Origin of the sequence: Mycobacterium sp., from assembly GCF_049585075.1 — a bacterium.
Classification (GTDB): domain Bacteria; phylum Actinomycetota; class Actinomycetes; order Mycobacteriales; family Mycobacteriaceae; genus Mycobacterium.
This window is the reverse complement of record NZ_JBAUZA010000348.1, coordinates 1-7,176: the sequence shown is the minus strand read 5'-3', so window position 1 is coordinate 7,176 and position 7,176 is coordinate 1. Positions and strand designations below refer to the sequence as shown.

General features: G+C 63.1%; 11 protein-coding genes and 1 pseudogene. 6 read left to right on the top strand and 6 right to left on the bottom strand.

Features of this window, described 5'->3' with window-relative positions; all coding sequences use genetic code 11:
- Positions 1–212: 212 nt before the first annotated feature.
- From WB785_RS16390 to WB785_RS16375, 4 genes are all read right to left on the bottom strand, one after another.
- Positions 213–755, bottom strand: a complete 543-nt coding sequence (locus tag WB785_RS16390; RefSeq protein ID WP_424080369.1) for an LGFP repeat-containing protein — start codon at positions 753–755, stop codon at positions 213–215.
- Between the two features lie 228 nt (positions 756–983).
- Positions 984–1,580 (bottom strand): hypothetical protein, encoded by a 597-nt coding sequence (locus WB785_RS16385; protein ID WP_424080368.1) that lies wholly within the window; start codon positions 1,578–1,580, stop codon positions 984–986.
- Positions 1,581–1,603: 23 nt separating this feature from the next.
- Positions 1,604–1,867 carry an SHOCT domain-containing protein gene (locus tag WB785_RS16380; RefSeq protein ID WP_424080367.1) on the bottom strand — a complete coding sequence of 88 codons (264 nt, stop codon included), beginning with the start codon at positions 1,865–1,867 and terminating at the stop codon, positions 1,604–1,606.
- A 22-nt stretch (positions 1,868–1,889) separates the two neighbouring features.
- A complete protein-coding gene (locus WB785_RS16375) occupies positions 1,890–2,219 on the bottom strand; it encodes a hypothetical protein (protein WP_424080366.1) in 330 nt (109 codons plus the stop codon).
- 110 nt (positions 2,220–2,329) lie between these two features.
- Between WB785_RS16375 and WB785_RS16370 the strand changes: the two genes are divergently transcribed.
- The 4 genes and pseudogenes from WB785_RS16370 (at position 2,330) to WB785_RS16355 (ending at position 4,547) form a co-directional block, all read left to right on the top strand.
- The gene (locus tag WB785_RS16370) at positions 2,330–2,725 is read left to right on the top strand and encodes a hypothetical protein (RefSeq protein WP_424080365.1); all 396 of its coding nucleotides are present in this window, start codon (positions 2,330–2,332) and stop codon (positions 2,723–2,725) included.
- A 194-nt stretch (positions 2,726–2,919) separates the two neighbouring features.
- On the top strand, positions 2,920–3,303 hold the full coding sequence (locus WB785_RS16365) for a BlaI/MecI/CopY family transcriptional regulator (protein ID WP_424080364.1): 384 nt from the start codon (positions 2,920–2,922) through the stop codon (positions 3,301–3,303).
- Positions 3,300–4,214, top strand: a pseudogene (locus WB785_RS16360) (M56 family metallopeptidase); the annotation flags it as partial. The gene WB785_RS16365 and the pseudogene WB785_RS16360, both read left to right, overlap by 4 nt.
- Positions 4,215–4,547, top strand: a complete 333-nt coding sequence (locus WB785_RS16355; RefSeq protein ID WP_424080370.1) for an SHOCT domain-containing protein — start codon at positions 4,215–4,217, stop codon at positions 4,545–4,547.
- Positions 4,548–4,617: 70 nt separating this feature from the next.
- Here the strand turns inward: WB785_RS16355 and WB785_RS16350 are convergent, their stop codons facing one another.
- Positions 4,618–4,941 carry a DUF1416 domain-containing protein gene (locus WB785_RS16350; RefSeq protein WP_424080363.1) on the bottom strand — a complete coding sequence of 108 codons (324 nt, stop codon included), beginning with the start codon at positions 4,939–4,941 and terminating at the stop codon, positions 4,618–4,620.
- 203 nt (positions 4,942–5,144) lie between these two features.
- Between WB785_RS16350 and WB785_RS16345 the strand changes: the two genes are divergently transcribed.
- Positions 5,145–6,497, top strand: a complete 1,353-nt coding sequence (locus WB785_RS16345) for an amino acid permease (protein ID WP_424080362.1) — start codon at positions 5,145–5,147, stop codon at positions 6,495–6,497.
- Here the strand turns inward: WB785_RS16345 and WB785_RS16340 are convergent.
- Positions 6,494–6,889 (bottom strand): nitroreductase family deazaflavin-dependent oxidoreductase, encoded by a 396-nt coding sequence (locus WB785_RS16340; RefSeq protein ID WP_424080361.1) that lies wholly within the window; start codon positions 6,887–6,889, stop codon positions 6,494–6,496. The genes WB785_RS16345 and WB785_RS16340 overlap by 4 nt on opposite strands.
- A 22-nt stretch (positions 6,890–6,911) precedes the next feature.
- Here WB785_RS16340 and WB785_RS16335 point away from each other — a divergent pair.
- On the top strand, positions 6,912–7,176 hold a 265-nt coding region (locus WB785_RS16335), incomplete at its 3' end, for a nitroreductase/quinone reductase family protein (RefSeq protein WP_424080360.1).

Below are 7,176 nucleotides of genomic sequence, written 5' to 3'. Positions count from 1 at the left end.
CCAGCTCGTCGCCGCACCCGCAACGAAGATGGCTGCGGCGATAAAGACCGCACCAGCGACAATCCCAACCCATGTCAGGACGCGGCGCAGCCTATTCGGCGCTGTTCCTTGCGGTTCCGATTCGATTCCGGATTCGGATGTTTCACTCATTTTGCTCACCAGAGGTTTCCGGCGTGGCAGGCCGATTTCCCCTCGCCTCCTATTTCAAGTAGTTAGCTGTAGACGACGTTGGCCTGGGTGTCGCCCGGTTTCCAGGTGATCGTGCCGTGCTCGAACGTGGATTTCTTGCCACCGTCGCCGGTGTCTGTCTCATCGCTGGTCGGAAAACCGAGCTTGCCCTCCATTCCACCCAGCTCATTCCATTTGTCACGGATCTTGCCCAATATGACAAAGGACCCCGCCCCATGAACGCAGATGGCGCCGCCGTCAAACTCCTGGAAGCCGCCGTCGGGATGCTTGTCCTCGTTGCCCGTCGGTTGCCCCAGTGACTTCCGTGTGGCGGCGTCAAGTGACTCGTACTTCGCGAGAATGGGCCCCTCGACGGTGTACTCCACACCATTCGCACCCGCGATTTGAGTTGAACTCGAAGCGGTTGTGGTTGGCCCAGCAGCAATTGCCGACGTCACCGACGAGGTCGGAGAGCCCGTAGTTTGGCCGGCCTTCTCGTTGGTGGCCTGGGTACATCCGGCGCCCGTCAGCGCGACCACCGCGATTGCCGCGGAGAATGCCGCTGTTCGTTTCGTTGTCGCGCGCATCTCGTTCCTCTCGAATTGGACCCGCAGTAGCTCTGCCCAACGGTAGGGGTTGCCCTAAGGGCAAGGTCAAGATGTTGCGGACAGTAGCCGTAACACGGGGATTCGATCTCGAAAGGTTGCAGGTGGGTTCTGGCCGTGCAGAATCCGCGCGATGTCATCCACGTAGAAGGTGTCGGTGCGGGAATGCTCAATTGCGCAGAGGCTCGGTCCGTCATGTGGGGTGGAAGATTAGGGCGGTCGCATCATGCCGCCGGGCCCCATCATGCCGCCCGGGCTCATCATGCCGGGATCCATCATTCCCCGCATCATTGGCGGCATGCCGTCGCGTACAAACCCGCTCACTTCCCCGGCGTGCCCACGGATGGCTTGCACCAACTCGGGATCATCCGCGGTTTCCTCAGCGATTACGCCGGTGGGCGTGAGCGTGAGCTGACGGCGGTACCCGTTGGAGTGCTGGAAGAGCGTCGGCAGGCTGCCGCTCATGCACACGACTTCCGGGCCCTGATCTAGATGGGAATACATGCTGGACACGTGCGCCTTGAGCTGCGCGGCAAGGTCGGGCGAATCGGATTGGGTGGTGGTGCGAATGCCGCCCGGGATCTCCTCGACCGCGCGGGTTATCTCGTTGTGGCGGTTGAACATCTCCATGTAGCGGGACATATCTGTCGGGGAGACGCCCATCATTCCCCCCATCATGCCGCCGCCGTTGCCGTCGTCGATGAGTCGAATGACCGGTGCGGTCGGTCCGAAGGCCCCGCGCATCGCGTACCCGAGACCTGCGACTGCGCCTGCGCCGAGTGCCGTAAGTGCGGCACGCCTGGTCATTCGCCACTGAGAAGGCATGGCGCTCAGCTGTTTTGGTGCAGCAACGCGGAACGCCGCTGGTATTCATCGTCGTCGATCTCTCCGCGCGCGTAGCGCTGCGCGAGCGCTTCCTCGGCGCCGACTTGCAGTGCCGGTGTCGGGTTGACGTCGCTACCGCGTGTCGATGAAGCGAGGTACCGAAACACCAGCACCGCGCCGGCAATCACCAGTGCCCAGAAAATTACGATCGCCACCGCCATGAGAACCCCGCCGCCATACCACGTTGGTGCGGTGCCACACATCGTCATCGCCGGATCCTTTCTTCAGATGCTAAGTCCCGCAGGTCAGCACGCCGATCCGCGGCCGCAAAATCCCGTCATCGGCAGCAGGTGATGCCGCCCCAGAAGCGTGGGCGCCAGTGTGAGCAATCTGTACGACGGACATGTCTACAACCGCGAACGGCAGTGTGGCCGCTCCGGCGACCACGACAGCGCCGCGCCGGGCCACCGGCGACAGCGCCACTTCATCGGCGAAAAGCGAAGTGTGCAGCGCCCACCAAACGACAATGGCGATGGTCAGCAGGGCGGTCAACGGGATGAAGATTGCAACGACGTGCGCGAGCAGAGGATGCGCCGGCAGTCCGTTGACCGTATTCAGCACTTGTGATCTCCCGTGTCAGACAGATATCCACTGTTTGGCGCGATTTGGCTTCTCGCTAGCCCGTTCCGCTGGGCATCGGCATAACGCTGGGCGTCGGCGTGCCACTAGGCATGTTGGGCATCATCCCGCTGGGCATGGGTGTGCCGCTGGGCATGGGTGTGCCGCCGGGCATGGGCATACCGCTTGGCATGGGCATGCCGGTAGGCATCTTCATGTCGGGCATCATTTTGTCGGCAGGCATTTTCATGTCGCAGCACATGCCGTCGGGTTTAGGCGCAGCCGGTGGGGGCGGGTTTTCAGGGCGCGGGGCAGAAACTGTCACCGGGTGGAGGGTGAACATCCCCGAGGACCCGGCCCATGTTCCCGCGAGGAAGATCGCCACCGCGATACACGCGAAGGCGAATACGGCAGCGACCATCCGCCCGCGCTGGCGGAGATTGCTACCAAGTTCGCTGAAAAATCCCATCGTCGATTCCTCTCGGCCCATCTACTATCTATCTACGTAGATGGTAGACGCGGACCGCGACGACAAGCAACCGGAACCTTGCGTCAGCGGGGGTGGCGGATCGGCTAAAGGCATCGGTTATCCACCTGCTGTTGACCCGAGGGCTTGCCATCGTGCTCTACTATCTTGGTACGTAGATGATCCGGGGCGGGCCGCGGCCGAGCCAACGTCTCAGTGACTGCCAGGAGATCAAGGATGCGGATTCGAGGCTTCGGCGAACTCGAGGCGGTCATCATGGACCGTATCTGGAGCCGTGACCCCGAGCCGCCGACAACGGTGCGTGAAGTGTTCAACGAACTTTCGGCTGAACGCGACATCGCCTATACCACTGTGATGTCCACCATGGACAATTTGCACACCAAGGGCTGGCTCGCGCGGGAACGTGACGGCAAGGCGTACCGGTATTGGCCGACCCTGTCGCGTGAGGAGCACAGCGCACGGTTGATGCGCGAGGCTCTCGACGGTGGCGGTCGTCCAGAATTAGTGCTGCATCATTTCGTCGAGCAGATCGGCGTCGAGGAATCCGCGCGCCTCCACGACGCGTTGCGCCGGCTGGCCAAACGAACGAAGCCGCGATGACCATAGCGGTGTGGCTGCTGCTTTATAGCTTGGCGGTGCTCGTCGCATCACCGCGGCTGCTGCGCGCGCTCACGTCCAGCGGAGCTGCTCCCCGCCTCGGTGCGGCGGCCTGGATGACCGCGATCGGCACGGTGTTGAGTTCTTGGCTGGCGGCGGCGGTGATGCTCATCGTCGAAGTAGTCGATCGTAAAGCCCATGCCCGCATCGCGGTTGCGTCGTGTCTGGCCCGTTTGCAGAGCATGGTCAGCGGCGGGGCCGGGCCTGCACAGCAGATCATGCTGGTCGTGATCGCCTCGGCGGTGACGTTGGTCGCGGCGATCACCAGTGTCCGATTGGTCCGCGCGGCACTGCGGCTGCGTGCGCGCGCTCATGATCATGCCCAGGCCGTGCGGCTCGTCGGCTATCGCACCGGCGAGGCGGATGTGGTGATGGTCGAGGCCGCCAAGCCGGCCGCTTACTGCGTCGCGGGACGGCCGCCGGCAATCGTCGTCACCAGTGCGGCCCGTGCCGCCCTCGATGACTGTCAGCTGGCTGCTGTGCTCGCCCACGAACGCGCTCACCTCGCGGGGCACCACGCGCTTATCGTCGCCTCGCTTCGCAGTCTGGCAGCGGTGTTTCCTCGTCTAGGCCTAATGGTGGTTGGGGCACAACAAGTTTCAGCTCTGTTAGAAATGTGCGCCGACGAGACGGCGGCGCGACGACACAGCCGTCGAGCCTTGCTATCCGGGCTGATCACGCTAGTTGCGGCGGCCCCGAATGAAGCGCTGGCGGCGGCCGATGTTGCCGTCCTGGCGCGAGCCGAACGGCTGGCGACGCCGCCCCGCGAATCCGCAAGAGCTAAGACTCGCGCAGCCCTCGCTGGCGTCATTGCCGCCATGGTCGCCGCGCCGCTGATAGGTGCGGCTATCGCAATGCCCCAGCAACCGAAAGCATTGGCGCACAGTGGATCTAGAGAGGAGATTTCGATGATGATGATGGACGGCGGTCACTGGGGGTGGGGTAGTTGGCTCCTCACGACCGGCATAACGGTTGTGTTTTGGGCGCTGGTGATTACGGTAGTGGTGCTCCTCGCGCGGTATCTGCTGTCGTTGTCACAGCGGCCCACCACAACCCGCAGTCCGGGGGCGAGCGGCGCGGAGCAGGTGCTCGCTGAGCGATACGCGCGCGGGGAGATCGACGACGACGAATACAAGCGGCGGCTGGCGCTACTTCGTCAAAATCTGTCCTCGACCGCGTCGACCTGACGCCAACAATCGGAGGCATGAAGTCCGGCCAACCCGGGCGATCTCCACTGCACTGCTGCGTGTTTCGGGCTTAGCAGCCAGCGGTCCAGGTGGTGACCTTGATATCCACCTCGTGGACACCGGGGCCCGCGGGGGTGATCACGGCGCCGCCGCTTCCGATGAGCTCGGACCACGCCTGCACCGTCCATGATCCCGGCGCAGCGAAGATTCGGAACTCACCGGTGGCTGACGCAGCCACCTCCGCGGCGAACTTGTGGGACGCGTCGAGCAGTCGCACAAACGCGCCGCCAATCGGCTGCCCGGAGTCGTCGACGACCCGCCCGGCGATGACCGTCTCTTTATCAACGTCGACACAACCTGGCGCCGCGATCAATTGCCCACTTGCAGAGGACATACCAGCTTCCCAACTCCGTTGGTGCTCCCATCGGGGAGCAGATCCAGAATGCCCAGCCTCGGGATTTGGCCGGTGGTGGCGCCAACGCTAGGGCTTGCCCTTAGGGCAAAGTCAAGCTCCTCAGCTGCGTCATCTCTGCGCCTGGGTGCTTTCGTCGTTACTCTGAGCTGGACACTAATGGTTGCGGCTTGTTGGGGGGCAGTATGAGGGCCACACCGCAACTACGCCAAGGGCTGTCGCAGCGACAGCTGACCATGATCGCCATCGGCGGTGTCATCGGCGCGGGATTTTTTGTCGGGTCAGGCGTGGTGATTCGGACTGCGGGCCCTGCCGCGTTTGTCACCTATGCGCTGTGCGGCGTCCTGATCATCCTGGTGATGCGCATGCTGGGGGAGATGGCCACCGCGAACCCGTCGACGGGATCGTTCGCTGACTACGCGCGCAAAGCGCTGGGCGGCTGGGCGGGTTTCTCGGTGGGCTGGCTGTATTGGTACTACTGGGTGATCGTCGTCGGTTTCGAAGCGGTCGCCGGGGCGAAAGTCTTCAACTACTGGGTCAATGCGCCGTTGTGGCTGGTCGCGTTGATCCTAATGCTAACGATGACCACGACGAACTTGTTATCCGTCTCGTCCTTCGGGGAATTCGAATTCTGGTTCGCCGGAATCAAAGTCGCGACGATCATCGTCTTCCTTGGTCTCGGTTCGTTTTTCGTGCTGGGCTTGTGGCCCGGTCGGCAGCTGGATTTCTCCAATCTCACCGCTCACCACGGGTTCTTCCCGCATGGCATCGGTGGCGTTTTCTCCGCGATCGTCGTGGTGATCTTCTCGATGGTCGGAGCCGAGGTTGCCACCATTGCCGCCGGCGAAACTCCCAATCCGGAACGGGCAATCCAGCGGGCAACCAACGCGGTGGCCGCCCGCATCGCGATCTTCTTCGTGGGCTCGGTTGTTCTGCTCGTCGTGATATTGCCGTGGAGCTCGTTGGATATCGGCGCTTCGCCATTCGTTGCGGCGTTGAAGCACATGGGAATCCGCGGCGCCGATCATATTATGAACGCGATTGTGCTCACCGCGGTGCTGTCGTGTTTGAACTCCGGCCTCTACACCGGATCTCGCATGCTGTTCGTGCTGGCCGTCCGACACGAGGCGCCGGCCCAGTTGCTGAAGGTCAGCCGACGCGGCGTGCCGTACACGGCGATCATCTGTTCGTCGGTGGTGGGTTTTCTGTGCGTCATCATGGCGGCGGTTGCTCCGGGCTCGGTGTTCGCCTTCCTGCTGAACTCGTCGGGCGCCATCGTGCTGTTCGTTTACCTGTTGATCGCGCTATCGCAGATCGTCTTGCGCTTCAAGACGCCGCCGGAGCAGTTGCGGGTCAAGATGTGGTTCTTCCCGGTGCTCTCGCTCGTGACGCTGGCCGCGATTGTCGGCGTGCTGGTGCAAATGGCGTTCAACAGCAGTGTGCGCGACCAATTTTGGCTCAGCCTTGCGTCCTGGGCCGTGGTGGTCGTGCTGTATTTTCTGACCAAGCGGTGGCGGCGATCCGTCGTCGCCGCTTAGCCCGTCTTGGTCAGCAGAACCGCCTGCTCGAATGGCAGCCTGGGGAAGACCCGCCGCGCCGCACCGCTGACATGCGACGCCGCCTCTTCCTTGGTCACGGTCTGAGGGTTAGTGACGCCGAAGGTCTTGCCGTGCCGCCGCATCCGGCCCCCGCCGGCGGCCTTGAGGTTCTTCAACCAGTCCCGGTCCGGGCCGTAGGTCAGCATGATCGCGACGCCGGGCTTTCCGTCGATGTCGGCGTTGAACACGCTCAACGGCGTGCGGTACTGCTTGCCGGAGCGCCGGCCGGCATGCTCGAGAATGCCGAACGAGGGGGCCCATCCGGCCCACATCCGCTGAATCGGGTTGGTGACGTGTCGGTTGAAACGGGCAAGCCGTTGCGGTAGTTGCATGCCGCCATCAAACTCTTATCCCATGGCCTACCTCAAGCCCCCGTGGTTCACCGTCAAGGTCTTCAACCGGATCGCGATGGCCACCGGTATCAGCAACAGCGAAACCCTGACCGTGACCAAGCGGGGCAGTGCGGAGCAGCAGCACATTCCCGTCGTCACCGTCGAGGTCGACGGCACCCGGTATCTGGTGTCCACCCGCGGCGAGTCGCAGTGGGTCAAAAACGTCCGAGCCAATCCCGGCGTCACATTGACCAACAAGGCCGGCGTCGTGACTTACGTTGCGCAGG

What these genes read in the sequence shown, in the direction of transcription:
- WB785_RS16340 (WP_424080361.1), bottom strand. Translation starts at nt 6,889, where the DNA reads ATGCAACTACCGCAACGGCTTGCCCGTTTCAACCGACACGTCACCAAC.
- WB785_RS16365 (WP_424080364.1), top strand. Translation starts at nt 2,920, where the DNA reads ATGCGGATTCGAGGCTTCGGCGAACTCGAGGCGGTCATCATGGACCGT.
- WB785_RS16385 (WP_424080368.1), bottom strand. Translation starts at nt 1,580, where the DNA reads ATGACCAGGCGTGCCGCACTTACGGCACTCGGCGCAGGCGCAGTCGCA.
- WB785_RS16345 (WP_424080362.1), top strand. Translation starts at nt 5,145, where the DNA reads ATGAGGGCCACACCGCAACTACGCCAAGGGCTGTCGCAGCGACAGCTG.
- WB785_RS16355 (WP_424080370.1), top strand. Translation starts at nt 4,215, where the DNA reads ATGCCCCAGCAACCGAAAGCATTGGCGCACAGTGGATCTAGAGAGGAG.
- WB785_RS16390 (WP_424080369.1), bottom strand. Translation starts at nt 755, where the DNA reads ATGCGCGCGACAACGAAACGAACAGCGGCATTCTCCGCGGCAATCGCG.
- WB785_RS16370 (WP_424080365.1), top strand. Translation starts at nt 2,330, where the DNA reads ATGTTGGGCATCATCCCGCTGGGCATGGGTGTGCCGCTGGGCATGGGT.
- WB785_RS16380 (WP_424080367.1), bottom strand. Translation starts at nt 1,867, where the DNA reads ATGACGATGTGTGGCACCGCACCAACGTGGTATGGCGGCGGGGTTCTC.
- WB785_RS16350 (WP_424080363.1), bottom strand. Translation starts at nt 4,941, where the DNA reads ATGTCCTCTGCAAGTGGGCAATTGATCGCGGCGCCAGGTTGTGTCGAC.